The organism is Peredibacter sp. HCB2-198 (genome assembly GCF_045999315.1).
Taxonomy (GTDB): Bacteria; Bdellovibrionota; Bacteriovoracia; order Bacteriovoracales; family Bacteriovoracaceae; genus Peredibacter.
This window is the reverse complement of the sequence record NZ_CP174607.1, coordinates 3,863,098-3,886,664: the sequence shown is the minus strand read 5'-3', so window position 1 is coordinate 3,886,664 and position 23,567 is coordinate 3,863,098. Positions and strand designations below refer to the sequence as shown.

Here is a 23,567-nt window from a genome sequence, read left to right as displayed (position 1 = left end):
TCAGAGATGCTTTCGAAAAAATTTATTCGAATGACGTTTTGAACCACGACTAAAATTGTGAGTCAGAAGGAGTTCAACATGGAAACGCAATCAATTTGGTTTGAATCTCAGAACAATTTTAAATTTTCTTCTTTTGAAGGGAAGGAGGAAGTCGATGTGGCAATTATCGGTGGTGGCATTACCGGGGTCACTGCTGCTTATCTCCTTTCACAAACAGGATTGAGAGTGAAGCTTCTTGAGGCAGGAAGGATAGGAGAAAGTAATACTGGACGTAGCACTGGGAATCTTTACTCGGTGGTTGATAAATTTTTTGAAGAACTCAAATCAAAGTATGACGAGGCCACCATCCTGACAATCCTGAAAAGTCGTGAAGAGGCGATAAACTTCATTGAGAAAACCATTCAGACCTTAAATATTGATTGTGATTTCAAACGTGTGCCATGGGTACGTTTTTCTGGAACGAAAGAAATGGATGATCCAATTCAAAAAGAATTTGTGATCGCTCAAGAGCTGGGACTAAAAGTGGAATGGCTTGAAGAAGGTCATGAGATGCTTGCGCCACTTCAGGGTAGAGTCGGTATGAAACTTGATAATCAAGCGCAGTTTAATCCATATCTATATGTCGCAGGAGTCGCAGACATTCTTTCTCACCAGGGATGTGGGATTCATGAAGGAAGTCGAGTGAATGAAATAGAAAAAAACGAAGACTCATTCACATTGACCACTGATAAAGGGACCCTTGTTACCCGCCATCTCATTGAGGCGACACATACTCCGATTGGGATTTCGGCCCTGCAAACAGTGCTTGGACCTTATCGCGAATACGGTATTGCCACCCAAACAACGAAGCGACTTTCGCAAGATGGAATCTATTGGGGTCATTATCAAAAAGGCAAGGTCACCTCCGTTAGACATTACAAAGATCGTCTTCTTGTTATCGGAGAACCTCACAAGGTCGGGCAAGGAAGCAGTATCGAAAGAATGGGAAAATTAAAAAATTATGCTCGTGAATATTTTGGGGCCGAGGACATTTCACATGAATGGGGGGGCCAGCATTATCGTCCGGCCGATCTTCTTCCTTTTATTGGACAAAGATTAGGATCAAGATCATATGTGGCCACCGGTTTTGCAACTGATGGTTTGACCTATGGGACAGTGGCCGCCTTGATTATAAAAGACGATATTTTAGGAATCCAAAATCCTTATGCTGAGATCTATCGTTCTTCTCGCATTACACCTTTGAAATCCGCCTACAAGTTTATAAAAGAGAATTTAAATGTGGTTCAGCAATATGCTGGCGATTATCTTCGTCATGATTCGGTAAAAAAACTGAGAGCTGATGAAGGGATTGTTGTGAACGAAAATGGACGTCGTTACGCCATTAATAAAGATCAGGAAGGAACCCTTCATGTCTGTTCCGGTATATGCCCGCATATGGGTTGTATCGTTCACTGGAATGAAGGCGAACATTCCTGGGATTGTCCTTGTCATGGGAGCCGTTTTGATCGTTTAGGAAATGTGATAGAAGGTCCGGCCTTAAAAAGTTTAGGGCCAGTCTATGAATCACAGGAATTAGATATCAAGAGACGGCAGTCGGAAGCTCAACAGTAAAGGTTGAGCCTTTTCCAACTTCGCTTTCGACCCAGATACGACCTCCATGGGAGCGAACGATCTGTTCGCAAATGTAGAGCCCTAGGCCCAGTCCCGAAATGCTCTTGGAGGTCCCTGTGGCCCTTTGAAATCTTTCAAAGATTTTGCTTCTGAATTCAAGAGGAATACCGATGCCGAAGTCTTGAACTTTTAAAAAGACCTTGTCACTAGTGGCCTGGACCTCAATCAGAACTTCTTTTTCATTTCCATACTTAATGGCATTGGAAAGGAGGTTAGTGACCACTTGTTCAATTCGCATCTTGTCCCAATATCCGATCGCATTCTCGCATGAAATGTAATTCGCTTGTGGGGCGCCGCCTGGTATAACGCTAAATTGTTCTTTCATCCGTGCTACCACGTCACTCACCAGATCGCATAGATTGAACTGTTCTTTCTGAATCGTGAGGCGCCCGGTTCGAATGCGTGAAATGTCCAACATGTCATCCACGAGGCGTTCCAAGCGTTGAGTTTGCTTTTCACTTTGGTCTGATAAATTAAAAATCTTCTCACGAAGATTAGGCGGACTTTTGGTCAATGTACGCTTCATTAACTGGGCCTGGAGCTTTAATGAAGTAAGAGGAGTTTTGAGTTCATGTGAGGCAATTGAGAAGAACTCATCACGAGCATTGATGGCCTCTTGAAGCACATCTTGTGTTTTTTTGGTCAACATGAAAATTCTAAAAATTAAAAACGAAATGATGAAACCAATAATGGCGGCAATAACAGGTGAGATCATGCTAGAGGTCGTTTTAAAGGACGGTAGAGGCACAAAATGTAGAATGAAGTCGTGTCCATTGAGAGTCACATGTTTAATGATGCGAAATTTGCTGACCTTGTCCGAGTTAATAAAATTTGGTTTCCCGTCATAGTCATAGATAAGATTTTCGGCCTTCATTTCACCGTTATCGAAAATCTCTACATCAATATTGATCTTGTTTTCTGAGAGGATCGAATTAAAAAGATCATGGGCCCGGAAAGGAGCATAGATAAAACCAATCAGGGCATTCACTCTTTCCGTCGGAGTTGTCAGGGGCGTTTTTTCTTTATAGTAAGGAACATAGAGATTAAAACCCGGTTGCTGACGAGAACCTGCTTCTTGTATCAATGTCACCATTCCGCTAATCGTTGGAAGTCCTGAAAGCATGGCCCTTTTCATGGCCTCATGACGAACAGGCTCGCTGTACATGTCATAACCAATTGCTCGTTGGTTTCTCCAGTCCATTGGTTCAAGATAGAAAATTGAAAAATATTCGTTTCTAATCCCTTCAGGCCATACGGTATAGTGAGGGAGTTCCTTTCTTACTTTCGCAATATGTGTCTTCAGATCTTCTTTTTTTATTCGAACCGTTAGACCTAGTCCTTGAATGCCAGGATATCTTTCTAAAAGTTTGGTCTTCTCAAAGTAACGATGGAACTCTTTTCGCGAAACTTTATCGGAACTTAAAAAAAAGGCACGGGCCTGAACGAGGGCACCTTCATAACGATCCATGCGAAATTGAATACGTCTCCAAATTTGATCCGCCTCATACTCAAATCGAATCTGATCTTCTTGAAAATTTTTGGAATAAATATAATAAGAAAATATGCCTGTAATTAACATTCCGATAAAGAGTGTTAACCAACCATAAAAAGAAATTAAGTTTTTGAACTTCTTGAGATCCGGCATCATCTGATAATTCTCAAATGAATGCCTCTCAATTGCTACTCAATTTTAATTTTTCTTGATCGCGTTAGCTTAATCTTAAGATGAAAACTGCAATGACTGTCGGCTCTATTGTTGAGTTGCCCTGTTTCTTAAAGGAGTTCTTTCGATGACGGAAGGACTTCTTCCAGCTTTGTCTGAAGGCTCTCGTCCATCGTCGGCCACGGCATCATGTTTACAGTATTGAGGAAATCGGTGGTCACGAACGGCCTCGGACAGGACCTTTTTAAATTCTTTTTTTCCACCAAGAAGTTTAGGTTCAAAAATTTTATTTTGAGGACATAAGGAACCATCATCCATGAGTTCTTTCATCATAGCACGCAGAGACTCATAGTCTTTTTCTGAAGAGGTTGGACACTCTTTTTTGATAGATTTATAGAGAGTTTCTAACCACTCTTCACGAGGATCGTCAGAGCTAAAAGAAATGGAATAGGGACCCCATTTAATGGCATCAACAAAGTCCCGTGCCCAGTTATCAATTCTCGCAGGAACTTTGATACCTGGATCGTAACCAAGTTGCCCGTGGATGACAAAGAGTTGCCCACCTACATAGGTCTCATATCCATCCTTTTTCTCAATCTGATCGGCCTTTGTTTGGTACAAGTGCCAGCAGGCCTCCGCCATAGTGGGAGTGCTCAAGGACATGAGGGAAAGTGCCATCAATAGTTTAATCATAGTGCACTTGTCGGATACTCGATGGTTTTTCTTGAGTCCTAGCTTAAGCCACTGAAAAGATATATGATGGGCCCATGAAATTTAAAGGTGTTATTTTCGATATGGATGGCGTGGTGGTGGATAATCATGAATACCACTTCAAGGCCTGGATGGATTTTGCGAAGAAGTATAAGTTCGAGCTCAACGAACAAATTTATCGCGATAAGTTTAACGGTAAAACCAATGCTGATCTTTTTCCCATGATCTTCGGAAATCCGACGACGGAAGAGATGAAGCGGTATGCGGATGAAAAAGAGGGGATGTATAAGGAGATCTATGCTCCTGATATGAAGGCCCACAAGGGTCTGATTGATTTTCTAGAGCTCCTCAAAAGACATCGAATCAAAATCGCACTGGGAACTTCTGCTCCTCCAGGGAATGTGGATTTCATTTTAGATCCTTTAAAGCTTCGTCAGTACTTTGATGTCATCGTTGATGGAACTCATGTGAAGAAAGGAAAACCGGATCCGGAAGTTTACCAGCTTTGTTGTGCGAAGCTGGGTCTTGAGCCGAAGGACTGCGTGGTCTTTGAAGATTCTCTTGCTGGCCTTGAGTCGGGTGAGAGGGCAGGATGCACGATTGTTGGTGTGGCCACGTCACACGAGGCCTATGAACTAGAAGCGAAGACTGATCTTATCATTCATGATTTTACTGAGGCGAAAAGTCTTCTTGCTCTCTGACCTTAAGGTAAATGTCTCTTACTGGAAGCTTGGCATGGGTCTCTTCAAGACTTGAATAAAGAGTGACCAGATAAATGCCAAGGTACAGAAAGTCCTTTGGGATTTTTACTTTCTTCTTCAGCATAAAGTCTGAAAGTTTGATGATGGATGTTTTGAAGTGATCCAAATCAAAATACATTTCCTCAGTTAAAGCAGAACCAAATTGGGAACGGAAAAGTTCGGCCAGTTTATTTTTGTCTTCATCTGACCAGTCAGGCTGGATGAGGCCAATCATCTCAAGGCCCTCAAAGTACACATCGTTTTTGTCAGTATAAAAGCCATCGTAAACTTTAAGCACCCCTTGTCTGAATCTCTCATCAAACTTGGTCCAAAGGGGAGAAGGATGCCAGATGAGTTTATCTTCATCGGATTTAAAGTGATTGGAGCGAATATCTAAAAAGAATCCGTCTTTCGAAAAAAGCTGGGCGAAATAAAGGGTCAGCAGCTTTTCACCGGACGCTTTGTTCATTGTCAGTGTTCCAGAGATCGGTTCTTCCTTCAGATAAATACCGAGAGGCGCCAGCAGCTCTTTCTGCTTTGCAAGTAGCTCTGTATAGCCTTCTTTTTGAATTATGCGTCGGGAGATTTTGGGCAGCTCGTGAGCAAGTTCGTTCCACTCAACGGTTTGAAAAAGCACGGTAGGAACGTGTTTAGCTAACTCTTTCAAAACCCCTGGTAAGATTCTCATTAAGATCATAGGGACATTATGCTACACTCGTAAAAACATTCACAGGGATTTGTATGAGAAAAATCCTTATCGCAGGTGCCAGTGGATTTATTGGACGTGCGTTAATAGACCGGCTACTAGAATCAGAAGACATTGAGATTATAGGACTCTCTCGAGGAGTCCGTGAGTCCCATCATCCGCGTCTACAGTGGAAGAGATGTGATCTCTTTTCCTTAAAAGATATTACTGAATCCATGGAAGGATGCGAGAGCGCCTATTATCTGGTTCATTCCATGTTGCCTTCAGCTTCCTTATCTCAAGGAACTTTCTATGATTTTGATCTTATCATGGCGGACAATTTTATCCGGGCCGCGCGACTTCATAAGCTAAAACACATCATCTATCTGGGCGGCATGATTCCGGAAGGTGAAGAGCTCTCTTGGCATTTAAGAAGTCGTCTGGAAGTTGAGACCACGCTTCGTGAATCAAAAGTTAAAACCACTGTTCTTCGCGCGGGTCTCATTATTGGATCCAATGGTTCATCATTTACGATTTTGGAAAGACTGGTTGAAAGGCTTCCCATCATGGTGTGTCCGACTTGGACCAAGACGCGCTCACAGCCTGTGAGTCTTCAGGACGTCGTGGGAGTTCTCCAAAAGTGTCTGACTGATGAAAAAGTTCAAGGACAAATTTTTGATGTGGCGGGACCTGAGAGAGTGACCTATCAGGATCTCATTGTTCGTACGGCGAAGATCATTCGGAAAAGCACCAAGGTCTTCACGTTAAATATTATTCCTCTAGCACTCTCACGTTTTTGGGTCACTCTGATAACAAGAGTTCCTAAGAACTTAGTTTATCCACTGGTCTTGAGTCTTCGTCATGAAATGCTCCCTAATCCCTTGCAGAGTTGGCCCTATAAAGAAGATCTGCAGACAACACTGGATGAGGCCCTTCAGTCGGCCCTCGCCACTACCAAGAGAAGTGAATTTAAAGGTTACCGTCCGGTAGAAAGAGATGTTCGTTCTATTCAAAGGCTGGTTCTTCCTCCTGGAAGAAACGCGGAATGGGTGGCGAGCGAGTACTTTATTTGGCTTCCAACTTTTTTCTCAACACTGATCAAAGTTTTATTGGAAGGGGAGCGCTGTACATTTTACTTCTTTCATCCTTCGATCAAGATTCTTATTCTCGAGAGAAGCCTTGAGCGTAGTTCAAGTGACAGGCAACTTCTCTATGTGGTGGGTGGTCTTCTTTCAGGAATTCAAGATCGAGGACGCCTGGAGTTTCGTGAAGTTTTAAATCGTCGTTATGTCATGGCCGCTCTTCATGAATTCAGACCGGCCCTGCCTTGGTATATTTATCGTTACACTCAAGCTATTGTGCATTTGATGGTGATGTATGCCTTTAGCGAGCATTTAAAATGGCATGTGATCTCGAGCAAAAAGGTTGAAGCATGAAAGTACTTGTGACTGGTGCGAATGGTTTTGTGGGAACAGCTCTTATAGAGAGACTTCTTGAAGAAGGTCATCACGTTTCTGCATTAGTAAGAAACAAACATAAAATAAAAAAACATCATGACAAAATTAAATGGCTTGAAGGAGATCTCCTAAAACCAGAGACGCTTTCTGTTCTTAAAAATATTGATCGAGCCTATTACCTGGTTCATGGTCTTCAAAGTGAGGAGCGTTTTTTTGAATATGAAGAATCACTGGCCGCGGTAAATTTCATCAATTGGCTTCGTCCAACAGAAGCAGGTGTGATTTATCTGGGAGGTCTTGGTCCAACTAAAGATAATCTTTCTCCCCATCTTCGAAGTCGTCATCTTACAGGTGCGATCTTAGGAGCGAGTGGACTTTCCATGATTGAGTTTCGAGCGAGTATTATTTTAGGTGAGGGGTCACTCTCGTTTGAAATCATCAAGGCCATGGCAGAACGTTTTCCGTTTAGGCCTGAACTCTCTCTTTTGAATCATCCCTCTCAACCGCTGGCCTTGAGCGATCTTTTGGATTATCTCGTGGCCGCTTTGGATCTACCGAATGAGGGGCACCAGATTTTCGAGATTGGTGGACCGGATGTTATGACTTATGGAGAGCTGATTGATCTTTATGCGGAACTCGCGGGGCTAAATCGTCGGGTGATAAAACTTCCGGAAGTCGATGTAAAAGTCTTGATGAAGGCCTTGGATTACGCCATTCCTGAGCATTCTCAAATCGGCAGAAAACTTACTGAAAGTCTCGAGCACGCTACAGTTGTTACCAACGATCGGGCCCAGAAGGCCTTCCCTGAGATCAAACCAAAAGAGCTACGGGTCGCCATGGATATTGCCCGCGCGAGTTCAAAGACATATTATGCCCCAATATGGGAAAAAGATTTCCTGAAGATGCTCCTCTCAGATAAGATCTTAACTCAATCGGGACTTCTTACTCCTGAGCTACTTCGGAACTTGGAACGAGTAGGAAAGATAAAAGATATTCTTTCGAGAAAATGATATGACGAAATCTATTGGTATTTTTGATTCTGGCCTTGGAGGCCTCACGGTTTTAAAAGAACTCTCAACTCGTTTTCCAAATGAGTCTTTTTGTTACTTAGGTGACATCGCGAGACTTCCTTACGGAAATAAATCTCCTGAAACCATTCGTCGCTACGGGATGCAAATCCTGAAGTTCTTGAAAGACCAGAATGTAAAGGCCCTCATCATTGCCTGTAACTCCGCCTCAACGGTGTTCTTAGGTGAGAATGAATTTGAAGGTATTCCACTTTTAAATGTGATTGAACCTGGTTCAGCTGCGGCCTTAAAAGTTTCAGAGGACAAAAAAATTGCGGTCCTTGGAACATCGGCCACAGTTCGTTCTCATGCTTATTTAGAAACGTTAAAGCGTTTGGACTCTGCTGCAGAAGTTTATGAACAGGCCTGTCCACTTCTGGTTCCATTAGTGGAAGAGGGATGGGTGCATGATCCGGTTACTCAATTGGTGGCCGAAAGATATCTGCACGAGATCAAAAAAGAAGAAATCAAAACCGTCATTTTGGGTTGTACTCATTATCCGGTACTAAAGCCTGATCTTCGCAAGGTCCTAGGAGACGAGGTTCATCTGGTGGAAAGTGGCGAAGTTCTGGCCCAGCAGTTGGAAAATCTCTATCAACAAAAAGTGCTTGAAAGAGACGTTGGTACCCGACAAATTCGCATTTGTATTACGGACCTGACTGATCATTTCGAGCGCTTGGCCCGCGTTTTAATGCATCCTGAGCCCATTGGACCCCTGGAAAAAGTAGTTCTTTAATTTTCCTAATAATCCCTCCCTTAACTCCGATAAGTCATTTGAAAGAGTTCAAGGGAGAACCCATGTCTGATGATAAAAAAGTTGTAGATTTTAACGAGAAAAGAAAGCAATCAATCGAGCAGAAGCGCCGTACGTTTGAACGTGTGGTTTTCCAGGAGTTCCTGGGCGTATATACAGTGGTAGATGATCAAGGTTCGAACTTTCCCATTAAGCTTGTGGATATTTCGAAAGATGGTTGTCAGTTCCAACTTCCATTCAGTCTTAAGGCCAAAAACCAATTTAAGTCTGGCACAGAGGTGACTCTAAAGCTGTATTTCACAAAAGGTTCGTACCTCCCAGCGGTGGTAACAGTTCGACACGCTTCTGAATATGTGGATAAAGACGGTGATGCATGGTTACGTTTAGGGGGAGAATTCGACACATCTCTTCCAAGTTTCAAGGCAGTTTCTCACTTTATCGACTTCATTTACCAGTACGCTGAGTTCTCGTGCATTGATAAAGGCGAGAGCAAGGTCTTCTTCCTTTAAATTCAAGCTTTTTTAAACAGTTTTTGTTATGATCAAGACCTCCTTTGGAGGTCTTTTTTATTATGAAGCTAGCTATCATTGGCCATTCTCCGCTCGCACTTGAAACTGCATTGAGATTTCATCTCCATGGAGCGGCACTTACTTGGTATGTAGACCAAGATAATCTCGAACATTTTACATCGGCAAATCTTCCGAACATGCACTTCACCAGTGATCTGGGTCTGGGTGTATTGAAAGAAATTGGCCGAACCTATGCTCCTTCAAACTTTAGTTGGAAAGAGTGGACCGAAAACTATGCGGCCCCATTAATGACTTATTTAAGGGCCCATCAGGAATTGAAAACTGATGAAGTGATTTCAGTCACCAAACGTTTCCTTGCTCCAGGTGAGAAAATTGAAGGGCGTTCCCGTTTCTTGGATCTTTTCCGTGTGATCTTTAAGGTAAATCCTAAGGACTTCATTGAAGAGCAGAGAGAAACCAACCCTGAAACTTATCAGCGCCTCACAGAAGAGTTTGTGAACTCTCTGGCAAGCTCGATTGAAATGTATCAGGACTATGATCTGGTTTTAGATCTGAGAAGTGACCTTGGAAAATCTTCCGCTGCGGCCTCTGGTCGTGCTTTAGGGGAGAGTCGCCCGACAGATAAGGCGAGCTATGCTCTCGCGGCACTTGCAAACGCATCGAGCTTTAAACCAAATCCAGATCTTCGTGAGCTGGCCCTGATTGGTTCTGATTCTTTAGCGGCAGAGATGCTTCTTCACCTTGAAGAGTGGTTGAAAGAAACTCGTTCACGTCTCTTTATCGTGACGACTGAAGAGGAACCGTTCTCTCAGTATATGAAAGTTGCTCATCCCATGACGGCCGAGAAACTCACTAATCTCTTTAAGTACATTGATGATGAATTCCAAAAAGAGATTGATGTCTTCACGAAGAAACTTCATGAGTGGCAACAGCTGGATGATTTTGTTCAGGTGAAAATTCCAAAGCCCGCGGAACCAATTCCTCGTTTGGTTTATTTTTCAGGCCACAACGTTTCTGCCATTGATGAACTAATTGATAAGAAAAGAATGTTCCTGACTCTTGAGCGTCCGGAATTCCGTCATGGAAAAAAGCATCCTGAAAATAATTATCAGGACCTAAAAACCATTGGTGTGGATCATATTTTGGTCTCTCATGGCAAGAAGGACCTGTCCTTCATTCAGCTTGATCCGAATGAGCAAGGCTACTTTGCTTTAACGCCGTCTCGACCAAATGTCAGAGACTCCTGGATCAGCGATCTAGAAAAAGTAAAAGGTATTGAAGATGAAATTTTTAAGCTTTTCTCTCCTGCTGATTCTCATTAGTTGTACTAATGGACCTGTTCGCCAGGACGTTGATGATGCTCCTTACAGGACTTCGGGGCTAGAGCAGTTTTTTCTGCCTGAGCTTCCAACGTGGGCCAATACTTCTGCATCTGGGCAGTGTTTTAAAAAGCACAACTTCCAGTATTTGGATTTTGGGAAATTGTCTGCGACTTATCAGTTAAAGTATCCGGAATTGGTGGAGCTTCAGGCCCAGTATAATGAGCGTCTGGAGTCATATTTTCGTTCTACCGCCGTTCGTTTTGTGAAGCCAGTGGAAGAGGCCGCGTTCTTTTCCAACACGCTTGAACAGGTTCGTGGAGGAGTGAAGCACTTCAAGATCCCCAATGGTGTGCGTGAAGTGGAAGTGATCTGGCTGGATGGTTATATTGCCTCAAATAAAGTGGATCAGATTAAGCAGATGGCACAGACCAGTCGATTTGATGAAAGACTTCCAGTGATCTTCTCTTCTTGTTTATCAAAGCAAGATTTGAATCAATGGTTAGTGGAAAACGATCTTGATCAAGTGGGCTTTCATTCACTGACTGCTGAGTGGCTGAATCCTTACTCTTCAGATCTTTCCATGAAGCCAGGCCTTCGTGTCGAAATTAAAAAACTTATGGGTGATAATGTGAAAGTAAAGTTCCTTATCCCTAACGAAATTATTTTACCTACAGAAATCGTTCTTTAAGAAGGAGTCAATATGTTCGGAATGATGAAACAAGAGAAATCAAACTACAAAGAAGATGTTAACGGTCTATCAGCTGTTTTCAAAACTTCTATGGGCGAGTTCGAAATCGAACTTTTCCACAAAGATGCCCCTGAAACAGTATGGAACTTTGTGAACCTTGCTGAAGGCAGACAGAAGACAAATAAAGAAGGCAACTTCTACGATGGTCTAATCTTCCACCGTGTGATTCGCGGATTCATGATTCAAGGTGGATGTCCGGAAGGTTCTGGTCGCGGCGGTCCTGGTTACCGTTTCGGTGACGAGTTCAAAGCTAACCGTCGTCACGATTCTGAAGGCGTTCTTTCTATGGCCAATGCTGGCCCAGGAACTAACGGTTCTCAGTTCTTCATCACTCTAGGCCCAACTCCACACCTTGATGGCCGTCACACTGTATTCGGTAAAGTGATTCGTGGAATGGATGTTGTGAAGAAGATCGGGGACACTCCAACTGGTATGATGGATCGTCCGCGTACGGATGTTGTGATGGAATCTGTAACGATTAAGCGTTCATAATTCACTTTCTTAAGGTTGACTACGGCGCCGTAGTTAACCTTAAGATGTCAAAACTTACCTAGTTAATTTGTCCCGGCATCACTCTCTCAACCATCAGCTGAATCGTCTCATTGCCGTTAAAGCGGTTCACTCCCAGAGTAAATTGAACAGTCAGACCTGACTTACCTTGAAGCTCAAAAAGTTCTTCCGGAGTCATCTCGTTCCACTTACCAAGATAATTGAAGCTAATCCCTTGTACAGACACTTTTGAATTCGTTCCTGTGAAGGTCCAACGTACGTGAGCGTCTTTCATGATTCGGTAAGATTGAATGATCGCGTTCTTCATGCGGAACACGGGCTTTTCGTGGCCCGGACCGAATGGTTCAAGCTTATCCAGATCTTTCAGTAGGTGAGAGCTAATTTCTTCAATTCCCACTTCTACGTCAAAGGTCTTGGTCTTCGTGCGAAGACTTGCTGGAATTGGTTTTAAGAGCTCGTTCATGCGTCTCTTAAACTCATGAAAGTTTTCTTTATGCATGGATAGTCCAGCGGCCGCTTTGTGGCCCCCGAACTTAATGAAGAGGTCTTTACACTGATCGAGAAGTTCAAAGATATTAAGTTCACCTGCTGAACGGCAGCTCGCTTTAATCACACCTTCTTCTTCAGCATTGGTAAATACAATCGCCGGAACTTCAAAAGTCTCAACCAGCTTTGAGGCCACAATCCCAATCACACCTTCGTGCCAGTGGGGCCGGTACATAATGTTGATGAGAAGATCCTGGCCATTCAAAGATTTGATAACGTCCTGTTTGGCCTCATCAAAAACTTCCGCCTGAATCATGCGACGATCACGGTTAGCAACTTCAAGGTGAGTGTAGTGCTCACGACATTCAGCAAATGTATCGGCGATTAAAAGTTTTAGAGCGCGATCAGGATGATCAAGGCGTCCCTTAGAGTTAATATGCGGGCCCACGTGAAAAGAAATCTTTTCACTGGCGATCATCGGAACTTTGAGTTCTTCCGGTTGAAAGAAGGCCTTGATGCCTGGGTACCCAGACGTCGGTATTTGTTTTAATCCGTGACGGGTTAGTCTCAAGTTAAGAGGACTCATACGAGCAAGATCGGAAATGGTTCCGATCGCCACAAACTGAAGTAATGGATAAAGCGATGGAGTTTCTTTTCCAAGTTTCGCGAGATCATTTTTAATTTGAAGAGCAAGCGCAAAAGCAACACCCACACCGGCCAGAGGCTTTAGGGGAGAGTTTTCTGGTTCATCACGACGACTTGGATTCACTACTGCATAGGCCTCTGGAATGGTCGGGGCCGCATCTCGGTGATGATCAGTGATGATCAGGTCTAATTTGCCTTTAGCGTATTCAGCGGTGGCCACATTTGTAATTCCGCAGTCCACAGTGATGAGAACTTTTACGTTCTTTTCAACAGCGGCATCAATTGAAGAATTATGAACGCCATAGCCTTCAACAAAGCGGCTCGGTTGGAAAACTTCAGTGGTTACCCCAATCATTTTGAAGAAGTGCCAGAGAAGAGCGCAGGAAGTTGTGCCGTCTACGTCGTAATCTCCATAGATTCCAATGGTCTCATTTTCAGAAATAGCTTGAATCAGGCGTTTTGAGGCCTTCTCAAGATCAATCATGTTTGTAAGTTCTGGGATGTCTTTTAAGTTCCAGGACAACATGTCCTGAACTTCTAGAGGAGAGAAACCACGTTTTTTGAAAAGACGAACAATAACTGGGTTAAGTTCAGTAGGGGCCTGTGCTGTTAATTCCATTCTTAGAAACTAACATAGTGCCTCTCGCTTTCACCACAAAACAAAGAGTCCTTTGATAAGATCTTCATCCTCCAGAGTGTCGCTCATAGAGAAGTGATTCTCCCATTTTGCGTCTCTTTCCTGGTGGATCTTATCGAAATAGCGTAGGGGTAGGAAAGATTTGCTGCAGTGCTGACAGCGTTCTAGCTCACGATGAGATTCGTTTAGCTTGAGGCAAGAATGGCATACACGTATAAGTAGTTTTTCTTTAGTTTTAGCTCGTAGTTCTTTCATATTTTCCCTGCAGGTTGGGTGCTCTAAAGTCTCTTCGGGTAGGCAAAATATTTCTTTATGGTAAAAGCGTTTCACTCGGACATTGAACCGGCCAGATATTCCTAATTTAAGTTTAGAAAGGTTGCGATAGGATCACTATGGAAAATAGGGTACAAGTCTATATGAAGATGTTCTTTCTGTTAGGTCTCATAAGTTTTAATTCTTTGTCTGCCACATTATCTGAACAAGTAAATGCAGCTAAAAGAACGGCCAATACTGATCCAAGTTGTATTGCGATTCGACCTTTCTATTGGGAGATCGGTGATCAATTATCTGCATTGGTTTCAGGACAAAGTGGTATCGCGGCCCCTTCGGCAAAGACCCCAATGGAAATTGCTTCTGCTTCGAAGCTTATTTTTTCTGCTTATGTTGTGGAGAAAAGGGAAGGACAACTTTCTGTTAGCGAGAAGAATCATCTTAGATTTTTATCTGGTTACGATAAATTCACTGCCTGTTTATCTTTTTCCACTGTCGAGGGTTGCTTAAATTCTGGACAAAATGGAGAAAGAACTCTTAGTTCCGTTGGCAAGTTTGCTTATGGCGGAGGTCATATGCAAAAGCTCGCGGTAACGATGGGTCTGGGAGATTTTGGAAATGCCGAACTGACAACTGAGATCAATTCACTTGTTGGCATTCATGGTAAATTTGAGGCCCCTCAACCGGCCGGTGGTTATAGTACTTCGTCTCAGGACTATGGTTTTTTTCTTAGAAATCTCATGAATCGTAAACTCAAGATCTCAGCACTACTTGGAACAAATAGCATTTGTACCACTCCAGAACTTTGTCCAACAGAGGCAGTAAGTTCTCCGGCCCCCAAAGGTTGGAAATATTCTTATGGCCACTGGGTCGAGACAGATGGAACTTTGAGTAGTCCAGGCAAACTTGGTTTTTATCCTTGGATTGATCAGACCAATGGCATTTATGGAGTCATTGGAAGAAAGAGTCAGACTTCAGATGCTTATTTAACTTCAATTGAATGTGGTCAGAAAATTCGTAGGGCCTTCATCTCTGGAAAATAAAAAGGCCACCCTTGCGAGTGGCCTTGATCGTTCTTTTTTTATCTCATCATTGATACAGATGGAGAAGTGATAGGGGACATGTTGAATCCGATCCCATCAGTTCCAAATGTGCCGGCCGAAGGTTGCATTTGCATCGGCATAGCTTGGCCAAAGTTATACTGTGGTTGTAGGCCCCAGCTACTTGATTGTTGTGTATGCATTTGGTCTGGATAGATTCCACCTAGTTGTTGCATCGGTTGCTGCCCTTGCATTTGCGGCTGAGCAAAGATGTTGATCTGATTAGGTTGGAAACCTTGTGGGTAGTATACCCAGTTACCAGCAGTCATTGGTTGCTGATACTGATACGGAGATTGCATACCCATTGAGTTCATATAAGGCGCCCATGGATTCTGATTCTGTTGTTGAGAAATCATGGTCATCATCGCCTGAGTCATGCTCATCATGGTTTGCATGATTTGCTTTTGATCAGCAAGAAGTTGTTCTACCTGTTTTGTCAGGGTCTGAACTTTCTCGTCTTGCTCACAAACTTCTGCTTTCTCTTTTTTATCTTCTTCTTTTTTGTCTTCTGGCTTCTTATCGTCTTTTACAACGATCTGTTCTTCTTTCTTGGTTTCTTCTTTTTTCTCTTCAGGTTTCTTCTCGTCTTTGATTTTACAATCAGCAACGACCGGTTTCTCGCCAGCTTCAAGAGCTTGTTTGATTAGAGGATGCTCAAGTGGCTTATCTTCTTGCTTGTCCTCAGGTTTTTTCTCTTCGCAATCAGCGACAACAGGCCTCTCTTCCTTCTTGTCTTCAGGTTTTACTTCTTCTGATTTTTTATCATCTTTCTTTTCTTCAGCGACAACAGGCTTCTCTTCCTTCTTGTCTTCAGGTTTTACTTCTTCCGTTTTTTTATCATCTTTCTTTTCTGCAAGAGTCGGTTTTGCAGCATCGGCGATCAAAGGTTGGCCATCGAGCTTATGTTTAGGCATTGGAAAGTTGCCCTTAGGTAGGAACTTTCCTTCGCTTAATTTAGGTAGTTCTTTTTCTAGTGATTTGGTTTCGGGCAGTGCCGAGGCAATGCTTCTGTAGTTAGATTGAGTCTTCACCTGGATATCAGATGGAGACATAGCGAGTAATGTTAAAAGAGGCAAAACTGCCATTGAATAACGAATAAAGTGTTTCATAAACCCCCCTCAGAGTTATTGATCTACCCCAGATACTCCAAGTTCTATGCCAAAGGGCGTAAACCGGCTTCCGGATGACCCAAATGGGCAAAAAGTGCCCTAATTTCAGGAGGTTATTTCCTTGCAAAGGGTGCCTTTATCCTCGAAAATTAAAGAAGGGAACCGACTAAGATTTTCACACTGGTTCTGAATACTGCCTAAACTTTAGACACTGGAAGAATTATGCGTAAACGCCGGAGTGCCGCTCGCCAACCTAAAAAGATTAACTTTAACGTTGATCCTACGCACTTCTTGAACCGTGATATTTCGTGGCTTCACTTCAATCGTCGCGTACTTGCAGAGGCCGCTGATAAAAGAAACCCGCTATTAGAGCGTCTGCGTTTTCTTATCATCTTCTCATCTAACCTGGATGAGTTTGTGATGAAGCGAGTGGGTTATCTGAAGCACCAGATCTCATCCGGCTTTACTCACAGGTCAGTGGATGGCCAAACTGCTGAAGAGCAACTGGCCAATATTCGTCGTCACATTAATGAAGACCTGGAACGTCAGCGTGGGATTTATGTGGGGCTAGTGGGTGAACTTCAACGTCACGATATTTATATTTATGATTTTGATGACCTTGGAATTGAAGATCAAGAATATCTGAATGGGTACTTCAAACGAAAGATGTTCCCGGTTCTTACTCCGCTTTCTGTGGACCCTGGTCACCCTTTTCCATTTATTTCAAACCTGTCTTATTCGTTGGGGATGATTCTTAGGAATCCACAAACTGAAACTGTGCTCTTCTCTCGTGTGAAAATTCCGGAAGTCATTCCTGGACTCATTCAACTTCCTCGTCAGGAAGGGGACAAGAAATTTCGTTTCGTGACCACGGTGACTCTTGTGAGATCGAACCTTCATATGCTTTATCCGGGAATGGAAATTCAGCAAACAGTTCCATTCCGTGTTTCACGTAACGCTGATGTTGATCACCGTGAAGATGAGGCACAGGATCTTCTGATTCTGGTGGAAGAAGGAATTAAAGAAAGACGTCTCGCTGAATGTGTGCGCCTTGAAATTCATAAGGACACCGATCCGAGCATGACGAGTTTCTTAAAAGACTCGCTGGAGATCGTGGATGAAGATATTTATCTCATGGACTTCCCAATTGATTTCATGATTTTGAAATCAATTGTTGATCTGGATCTGCCAGAGCTTAAATTTAAACCCTGGGCACCTATTATTCCGAAGGCCTTCTTTGAAAATAACAATATCTTCAGTTTGATTCGTCAGGGAGATGTTCTTCTTCACCATCCTTATGAGAGTTTCTCAGGCACGGTGGAAAAATTTATCGCCAATGCGGCCGATGATCCAAATGTCCTTACCATTAAAATGACTCTTTATCGTACCGGCGATAACTCGCCCTTTATTCGCTCACTGATTAAGGCCGCTGAGAAGGGTAAGCAGGTGGTGTGTCTGGTGGAGCTTAAAGCGCGTTTTGATGAACAACGAAACATTGTTTGGGCCCAGAAGCTTGAAGATGCTGGTGTTCATGTGGTGTATGGAGTTCTCGGACTTAAGACCCACACTAAGACCGCCCTTATTATTCGTCAGGAGCACGATGGTGAGATCATGAGCTACGCTCACATCGGAACTGGTAACTACCATTCGCAGACCTCAAACCTTTATACGGATCTGGGACTTCTTACCTGTAATAAAAAAATCTGTGATGAAGTGGTGGAAGTGTTCAATTACCTCACAGGTAGTTCTCTTAAAACTGATTATCAAGAGATCTTGGTGGCACCTATTAACATGAAGTCGACCTTCATGAATAAGATCCAACAGGAAATTAAGAATAAGAAAGCGGGGAAGCCTGCCCGTATCATCGCCAAGATGAACTCAATGGAGGACGAAGTTATTACTGAGGCCCTCTATGAAGCAAGTCAGATGGGGGTGGACATCACTCTGATTGTGAGAGGATTCTGTTGTCTTCGCCCGGGCCAGCCTGGTCTGTCTGACAACATCAAGGTGATTTCTATTATTGGTCGTTTCCTTGAGCATTCGCGGGTTTTCTATTTTGCTAATGGATCAGATAATGTGATGGATGGAGAGTTCTATATTGGTTCAGCGGACTGGATGCATAGAAATCTTCACAACCGTGTGGAGTTAATCGCTCCCATTTATGAACCACGCCTCAAAGAAAAACTTTGGGAGTTTGTGGACATTATTCTGAATGATAATCGCCAGGCATGGGTCCTAAACCCTGATGGAACTTATACTCAGAAGACTCCACAGGAGGGAGAGGAAGAGCGTGGAACACATACTCTTCTTATGAATAAAACAATCCAACGTGAAAAGGCCATCACATGAGACTGATCTTCCTTCGTCATGGTTTAGCTGAAGGTCATTTTTCTTTTGATCAAGACGCTGATTTTGAGCGTGAACTTACCGATGAAGGAATTAAGCGTCTGCATAAGACCTTCAAGCAGTTTAAAAAAGTACAGGACAATATTGATGTGATCTTTTCGTCTCCACTGGCCCGTGCGATTCAGACCGCTGAGTTGTTCTGGAGTTATTATCAGGAATCTGATTTAGAAATGATGGCCGACCTGGACATTCTGGATGATCCACGTCACCTGGTGGAATACATTTCATTTCTTCCCACTGATGGCACTTATGTTTTTGTGGGACACGATCCGCATATTACCAAAGTCATCGCTGCACTCCTGGCCCTGCATCCTGAGCATGATTTCATGACCATTAAGAAGGGTGGGATCTGTGTTCTAGAAGGAGGCATGTGGAAGGGCTTCACTATGGAGCTTCTTATTAGTCCAAAATTTCTAAGAACGGTGACGGACTAGTCTTTCAGAACAAATTTTTTGGGCGTTTTCGGTAGCATGGAAAGGATAATGCCTTCTTTGAGTCCGACCTTCGGTAAGTGAATTTCTTTAAGCTTTAATTTTTCCATCAAGTGATGAGTCAGCATGATTGCGGGAAGGATCACATCTGCGCGGTTTTGATCCAGCTCAAGACGACGAATGCGATCGACATAACTCATAGAAAGAATGGCCTCTTCCATGTGAGAAATTTCACTAAAGAGAGCAAGCTGGGAAGTTGATTTACCGAGCATTTTCTTTCTGATTTTTCCAATTCGACGAAGGTTTCCACCTGTGCCGATAAAAAGATCCGGTTTTTTATTTTTTAAATGAGTGGCAATAAAGGCGAGCATCTTTTCCATTTGCTCAGCGATCACTTCTTCCAGGTCTTCTTGGTTATAGCGAAGAAGCCTAACGGTGCCGACGTTGAAACTTTCTACTGCGATTAATTCTTCATTCTTAACGATAATAAGTTCAGTACTTCCACCGCCAATGTCCATTAGAACCGCGGTCTTCTTTTTGAGGTTCACCTGACCTCTGACCGCCTCGAAGATCAGGCGTGCCTCTTCATTTCCACGGATGGTTTGAATTTCAATCCCAGTAGTATGAGCAATTCTTTCTGCCAGGGCCGGACCATTTCGAGAGTCACGCATCGCCGAAGTGGCCATGGCACGAGTATCGGTCACATTATATTCAGCGAACACATGAAAAAGCTTAATGAAGGCCTCTTCAGTGAGTTCCATTTTCTCAGGAGAGATAAAACCTGTATTAAAAACGTCCTCTCCCAGGCGCAGAGGTTCGCGGAAGTTTTTAATGACTTCAACTGCACTTCCATTCTTACGCACGATAATGGCCCTAAGAGCATTAGAGCCCAAATCAATGGCGGCGATCGTTTCTTGGTTCAGAACTTTGTTTAGGTAGCTTGGCATACAAGTTAATATTACACACACTCTGGCAAAAAACTCAAAGGTACCTTATTAAGCTTGTATAAAGTTCAGAGGAATAAGTGTATGAGATGGATAAAGCTCTTAGAGCGTTACTCACTGGTAAAGCGCCCAACCTTAAAAGTTGTTAATCCGCGTGTCGGAACATCAATCATTCCACTCAGCATGGATGATAGTGAGATCTTCTTTCAATACCTAACTAATAAAATTCATTCGCTTTATTTTGAGGGCTCCGAAGGGCAACTCACGAGCATTATCCATAAGCTCAAGGAAGACCAGGGTTTTACGATTCAGAAGATGAAGACATCAATTGGACGTGGTCGGGAGAAATTAATGCTCCTGCATTTAAAGTTCCCAAATGATGTGGAAATCCGAAGAGTGATAAAGCTGAGTTAAAAATCTACAGGGCCCTTGAATAAGGGCCCTTTTTTTGGGCATTTTCTCCCCAAACTCCATAAAATTTAGTGGCATTCAATCTGCATCTGATTCCCGAGTCATTAAAGGAGTCAGTGTTGCATAAATATCTTATCCTCTGCTTCTTCTTGAGCATCAATGCCTTTGCCCAATCATCTATGTTGCAACCTCCACGAATGCTTCGGAACATGACGGATCCCCTGGATATGCAGGAGCAGGAAGATTCACCTGAGCAGCACGACGTTAAAGAGATTCGGAAGGCGGAAGAACGTCATACAGAAACTTGGGGGGCAATTGACCCCGGGAAAGGTGTGCTTTTAGGTAAGACCGATGCAGGTAGTATCAATCTTAGTTTCTATGTTCTTGCTCGTTACATGAATCAGCAACCAGCTAGTCAGAGTTATCACGATCATTTGGGGAATAAGCGCAATGTGGACACTCGAAATGATATTGAACTCCACCGTGCCATCATGTGGCTTCGTGGATGGGCCTATGATCCAAAGTTAGAATATGTCATCAATTTCTGGACCGTGAACACCACTAAGAATGTGAATATCATTGGGTCCATCGCTTATAACTTCGATAAAAAATTCGTCCTTCAAGCTGGGATTGATGGTCTTCCTGGTGCTCGTTCATTAAATGGTCAGCATCCCTATTTTTTAAGTGGTGACCGCTTTATGGGAGACGAGTTTTTTAAGCCCGGGTTTACTATGGGACTCACAGCGAGAGGACAGCTCACTGACACTCTCTTTTATCGTTTAATGGTGGGGAACGCCTTAAGTGAAGTAGGGATCAAGGCCTCACAGTTCACACGGAATATGGCCTACGGAGGAAGTGTTTGGATACTTCCTACAGGCGAGTTTGGTCCTCGTGGTGGCTACGGCGATTATGAAATGCATGACAAGCTTTCCAGTCGTTTTGGTATCTCGGTCACTCAGAGTAGAGAAGATCGATTCGCTCAGCCCGATATTAATGATAATCCCAATAATACTCAGCTCCGACTCTCAGATGGGGTGAATCTTTTTGATGAAGGAGCATTGGCCCAGGGTGTGACCATTCAGCGTGCGAACTATTCCATCCTCTCAGCGGATGCGGCGGTAAAGTATCGCGGATTCTTTTTTGATTTTAACTACTATTGGCGCTGGTTAGATGGATTTAAGAAAAATGGCCCCACACCAGAGGATAATATTTTTGATCATGGATTCATGATGCAAACGGCGTATCAGATCGTCCCTCGTAAGTGGGAGATTTATAGTTCCTACACTTACATCTGGGGAGAGTTTAATAATCCCTGGGAAGTGGTGGGAGGTTTTAACTATTATCCAAGGGATACACGTAATTGGCGTTTAAATGTGATGGTGAACCACCTAGAGCAGTCGCCAGTGGGAAGCTTTTTTGGATTCTATACCGCCGGCCAGACCGGGGAAACCGTGGCCTTGTCGACGGACATTTTCTTCTAAGTATTGAAAATCTAATGAATGCTTAAGATGTTTCATGTAAATGAAACACATTGTTTCAAAATTTATTGTTTTAGACCCGATTTCATCCTATCGTCCCTGGCATAATGGACGAGCAATTAGCGATTCAAAAACTTTTAAGAAGTCATCTCCTTGCTGCTCAAAGCAAGAACCCGAAATTTTCCCTTCGTTCATACTCTAGAAAAGTCGGCATTCATCATGGTGCTCTTTCGGCCATCATGAATGGGAAAAGAAATGTTTCGAAAGATCTCGCTGAGAAAATCACCCGCAAACTTTTAATTGATCCTGTCTCTCGTAATGAAATCCTGAATCTATTTCCTGAAAAAAGAAAATACAGAACGGTCGAGGAAATGGAAAAAGATGAAGCGGCCCCAAAGTATCTGGAGATTGAAGCTTCGACCTTTAAGCTCATGGCCGAGTGGGAACACTTCGCCGTTTTATCTCTCATTAAGACAGACGATTTTATCAACGATTATGCATGGATTGCTGGTCGTCTTGGTATTACAAAATATCGCTCACAAGAAGTGGTTGAGCGTCTTTTAGACCTAGGTTTTCTGGAAATTAAAAAAGGTGAGCTGGTTCGTGTGCAGGCGAAAATCCGTTCTTCAGACGATACCGTAAACTTATCAGTTAGAAAGAGCCACGAAGAAAATTTGGAACTTGCTAAAGAATCACTTCACCGTGATTCCATTCAAGAGCGAGACTTTACTTATATTACAATGCCAGTTGATCCATCTAAGATGGCCCAGGCAAAGGAAATGATCCGTAAATTCCAGGACGAACTCTCAGACGTTTTGGAAGCAGGCGAGAAAAAAGAAGTTTATCGTCTGGCGGTTCAGTTTTTCCCTCTAACAAAATTGACCCAACAGAATCTCTCAAAGGATAACCTACAATGAAAAAACTCATTGGCCTCATGGCCCTCACAACAAGTCTCCTTGTTCATGCCGGCGATAGAGTAGGAAATGGCGGTGACGTCATTGTTTGTCCAACTCAAAGAACAGTGGTTCTTGATATCTTCCAGGGCGGAGAAGACTGGGGATTTGAACCTGTCACTAGAGAGGGAACGCGCCCTGAAATTATCGCAGCGACCTTGAAGGAATTTTCGTCAGTTGATTCGGTGATTGCTGCTAAATTCTTAGCAAGAGCTTTGGAGATTGAAAAAGAGATCTCAGAGCTTGAAAGATCCTCGCAAAAGCGTTCAAAACTTGTGAAGTTCACCACCAATGATCTCATCAATATCAGCGATGAAGGCATTGCTGAATTGCCTTCGGGATGTGAAATTGTTCAGGCCGCGACTCAGAACCAAAGTCCATTTCCAGGGGAAGTGAAGTTTACGTTTCAGAAGGACATCTGGCTCTCCCTAGATAAAGACGTTCAGACCTCGCTTATCCTTCATGAGGTGGTCTACGAGCACATGATAGAGATGGGGGAATTGTCCTCTAGAAGCGCTCGTTATATGAATGCCGCTCTTCATTCTGGTCACCTTTCTAATGTTAAAGAGTACATGGAAGTCTCTTCTTTCTTCGCCTACAAGAATCTCAATATAAAAGTTGATGGACGTTACCGCGTCTTCGGAAAGAGAGGTGCGTGTAAGGTGAAATTAAATCAACCCACAAACGATGAGTCTTCACGCTCTGGTACAACCATTATGGTGGGACGCATGAACATCGTGTCCTGGGAGGAGAACTTCCTTAGAGGTATGACTTATTTCACCCAGAAGTATGCTTCACAAGGTGCCTGCGATTAATCATTAAAAGAATATTTCTCTAAG

At 43.2% G+C, this 23,567-nt stretch carries 22 protein-coding genes; 16 read left to right on the top strand and 6 right to left on the bottom strand.

Going from position 1 to position 23,567, the window contains the following annotated elements; all coding sequences use genetic code 11:
- The first annotated feature begins 78 nt into the window (after nucleotides 1–78).
- On the top strand, nucleotides 79–1,611 hold the full coding sequence (locus tag ACJVC5_RS19435; protein WP_408097212.1) for an FAD-dependent oxidoreductase: 1,533 nt from the start codon (nucleotides 79–81) through the stop codon (nucleotides 1,609–1,611).
- Here ACJVC5_RS19435 and ACJVC5_RS19430 read toward each other — a convergent pair.
- Together ACJVC5_RS19430 and ACJVC5_RS19425 are read right to left on the bottom strand one after the other, a co-directional pair.
- Complete coding sequence (locus tag ACJVC5_RS19430; RefSeq protein ID WP_408097211.1) at nucleotides 1,580–3,139, bottom strand: CHASE domain-containing sensor histidine kinase; 1,560 nt, start codon at nucleotides 3,137–3,139, stop codon at nucleotides 1,580–1,582. The two genes, ACJVC5_RS19435 and ACJVC5_RS19430, sit on opposite strands and share 32 nt — an antisense overlap.
- Nucleotides 3,140–3,421: 282 nt before the next feature.
- Nucleotides 3,422–4,027, bottom strand: coding sequence for a hypothetical protein (locus ACJVC5_RS19425; RefSeq protein WP_408097210.1), 606 nt, complete (start codon nucleotides 4,025–4,027; stop codon nucleotides 3,422–3,424).
- A 74-nt stretch (nucleotides 4,028–4,101) separates the two neighbouring features.
- Between ACJVC5_RS19425 and ACJVC5_RS19420 the strand changes: the two genes are divergently transcribed.
- Entirely contained in the window at nucleotides 4,102–4,746 is a 645-nt protein-coding gene (locus tag ACJVC5_RS19420) for an HAD family hydrolase (RefSeq protein WP_408097209.1), read from the top strand.
- Here the strand turns inward: ACJVC5_RS19420 and ACJVC5_RS19415 are convergent.
- Nucleotides 4,715–5,452 (bottom strand): hypothetical protein, encoded by a 738-nt coding sequence (locus ACJVC5_RS19415; protein ID WP_408097208.1) that lies wholly within the window; start codon nucleotides 5,450–5,452, stop codon nucleotides 4,715–4,717. The two genes, ACJVC5_RS19420 and ACJVC5_RS19415, sit on opposite strands and share 32 nt — an antisense overlap.
- Before the next feature lie 74 nt (nucleotides 5,453–5,526).
- Between ACJVC5_RS19415 and ACJVC5_RS19410 the strand changes: the two genes are divergently transcribed.
- The 7 genes from ACJVC5_RS19410 (at nucleotide 5,527) to ACJVC5_RS19380 (ending at nucleotide 11,840) form a co-directional block, all read left to right on the top strand.
- Nucleotides 5,527–6,906, top strand: coding sequence for an NAD-dependent epimerase/dehydratase family protein (locus ACJVC5_RS19410; protein WP_408097207.1), 1,380 nt, complete (start codon nucleotides 5,527–5,529; stop codon nucleotides 6,904–6,906).
- Nucleotides 6,903–7,937, top strand: coding sequence for an NAD-dependent epimerase/dehydratase family protein (locus tag ACJVC5_RS19405; protein ID WP_408097206.1), 1,035 nt, complete (start codon nucleotides 6,903–6,905; stop codon nucleotides 7,935–7,937). Before ACJVC5_RS19410 ends, ACJVC5_RS19405 begins: the two co-directional genes overlap by 4 nt.
- A gap of 1 nt (nucleotide 7,938) precedes the next feature.
- The gene (murI, locus tag ACJVC5_RS19400) at nucleotides 7,939–8,730 is read left to right on the top strand and encodes a glutamate racemase (RefSeq protein WP_408097205.1); all 792 of its coding nucleotides are present in this window, start codon (nucleotides 7,939–7,941) and stop codon (nucleotides 8,728–8,730) included.
- 62 nt (nucleotides 8,731–8,792) lie between these two features.
- Nucleotides 8,793–9,257 carry a PilZ domain-containing protein gene (locus ACJVC5_RS19395; RefSeq protein ID WP_408097204.1) on the top strand — a complete coding sequence of 155 codons (465 nt, stop codon included), beginning with the start codon at nucleotides 8,793–8,795 and terminating at the stop codon, nucleotides 9,255–9,257.
- Nucleotides 9,258–9,319: 62 nt separating this feature from the next.
- Nucleotides 9,320–10,600, top strand: coding sequence for a hypothetical protein (locus tag ACJVC5_RS19390; RefSeq protein ID WP_408097203.1), 1,281 nt, complete (start codon nucleotides 9,320–9,322; stop codon nucleotides 10,598–10,600).
- Nucleotides 10,560–11,288, top strand: coding sequence for a hypothetical protein (locus tag ACJVC5_RS19385; protein ID WP_408097202.1), 729 nt, complete (start codon nucleotides 10,560–10,562; stop codon nucleotides 11,286–11,288). Before ACJVC5_RS19390 ends, ACJVC5_RS19385 begins: the two co-directional genes overlap by 41 nt.
- A 12-nt stretch (nucleotides 11,289–11,300) precedes the next feature.
- Nucleotides 11,301–11,840, top strand: a complete 540-nt coding sequence (locus tag ACJVC5_RS19380) for a peptidylprolyl isomerase (RefSeq protein WP_408097201.1) — start codon at nucleotides 11,301–11,303, stop codon at nucleotides 11,838–11,840.
- Nucleotides 11,841–11,898: 58 nt separating this feature from the next.
- Here ACJVC5_RS19380 and recJ read toward each other — a convergent pair whose 3' ends face one another.
- Entirely contained in the window at nucleotides 11,899–13,608 is a 1,710-nt protein-coding gene (gene recJ / locus ACJVC5_RS19375) for a single-stranded-DNA-specific exonuclease RecJ (RefSeq protein ID WP_408097200.1), read from the bottom strand.
- A 410-nt stretch (nucleotides 13,609–14,018) separates the two neighbouring features.
- Between recJ and ACJVC5_RS19370 the strand changes: the two genes are divergently transcribed.
- Entirely contained in the window at nucleotides 14,019–14,939 is a 921-nt protein-coding gene (locus ACJVC5_RS19370) for a hypothetical protein (protein WP_408097199.1), read from the top strand.
- A 38-nt stretch (nucleotides 14,940–14,977) separates the two neighbouring features.
- On the opposite strand, the gene ACJVC5_RS19365 is transcribed toward ACJVC5_RS19370, so the two are convergent.
- Entirely contained in the window at nucleotides 14,978–16,105 is a 1,128-nt protein-coding gene (locus tag ACJVC5_RS19365) for a hypothetical protein (RefSeq protein ID WP_408097198.1), read from the bottom strand.
- Between the two features lie 222 nt (nucleotides 16,106–16,327).
- On the opposite strand from ACJVC5_RS19365, the gene ppk1 reads away from it, so the two are divergent.
- Both ppk1 and ACJVC5_RS19355 read left to right on the top strand, forming a co-directional pair.
- Nucleotides 16,328–18,454 carry a polyphosphate kinase 1 gene (gene ppk1 / locus ACJVC5_RS19360; protein ID WP_408097197.1) on the top strand — a complete coding sequence of 709 codons (2,127 nt, stop codon included), beginning with the start codon at nucleotides 16,328–16,330 and terminating at the stop codon, nucleotides 18,452–18,454.
- A complete protein-coding gene (locus ACJVC5_RS19355; protein ID WP_408097196.1) occupies nucleotides 18,451–18,945 on the top strand; it encodes a SixA phosphatase family protein in 495 nt (164 codons plus the stop codon). The genes ppk1 and ACJVC5_RS19355 overlap by 4 nt, the downstream gene beginning before the upstream one ends.
- Here the strand turns inward: ACJVC5_RS19355 and ACJVC5_RS19350 are convergent.
- On the bottom strand, nucleotides 18,942–19,889 hold the full coding sequence (locus tag ACJVC5_RS19350) for a hypothetical protein (protein WP_408097195.1): 948 nt from the start codon (nucleotides 19,887–19,889) through the stop codon (nucleotides 18,942–18,944). The two genes, ACJVC5_RS19355 and ACJVC5_RS19350, sit on opposite strands and share 4 nt — an antisense overlap.
- A gap of 81 nt (nucleotides 19,890–19,970) precedes the next feature.
- On the opposite strand from ACJVC5_RS19350, the gene ACJVC5_RS19345 reads away from it, so the two are divergent.
- The 4 genes from ACJVC5_RS19345 to ACJVC5_RS19330 all read left to right on the top strand — a co-directional run bounded on the left by ACJVC5_RS19345 (nucleotide 19,971) and on the right by ACJVC5_RS19330 (nucleotide 23,543).
- Entirely contained in the window at nucleotides 19,971–20,300 is a 330-nt protein-coding gene (locus tag ACJVC5_RS19345; protein WP_408097194.1) for a hypothetical protein, read from the top strand.
- 116 nt (nucleotides 20,301–20,416) lie between these two features.
- Complete coding sequence (locus tag ACJVC5_RS19340; RefSeq protein WP_408097193.1) at nucleotides 20,417–21,778, top strand: hypothetical protein; 1,362 nt, start codon at nucleotides 20,417–20,419, stop codon at nucleotides 21,776–21,778.
- A 104-nt stretch (nucleotides 21,779–21,882) separates the two neighbouring features.
- Nucleotides 21,883–22,692, top strand: coding sequence for a TIGR02147 family protein (locus tag ACJVC5_RS19335; protein ID WP_408097192.1), 810 nt, complete (start codon nucleotides 21,883–21,885; stop codon nucleotides 22,690–22,692).
- Complete coding sequence (locus ACJVC5_RS19330; RefSeq protein WP_408097191.1) at nucleotides 22,689–23,543, top strand: hypothetical protein; 855 nt, start codon at nucleotides 22,689–22,691, stop codon at nucleotides 23,541–23,543. Before ACJVC5_RS19335 ends, ACJVC5_RS19330 begins: the two co-directional genes overlap by 4 nt.
- The last annotated feature ends 24 nt before the right edge of the window (nucleotides 23,544–23,567 follow it).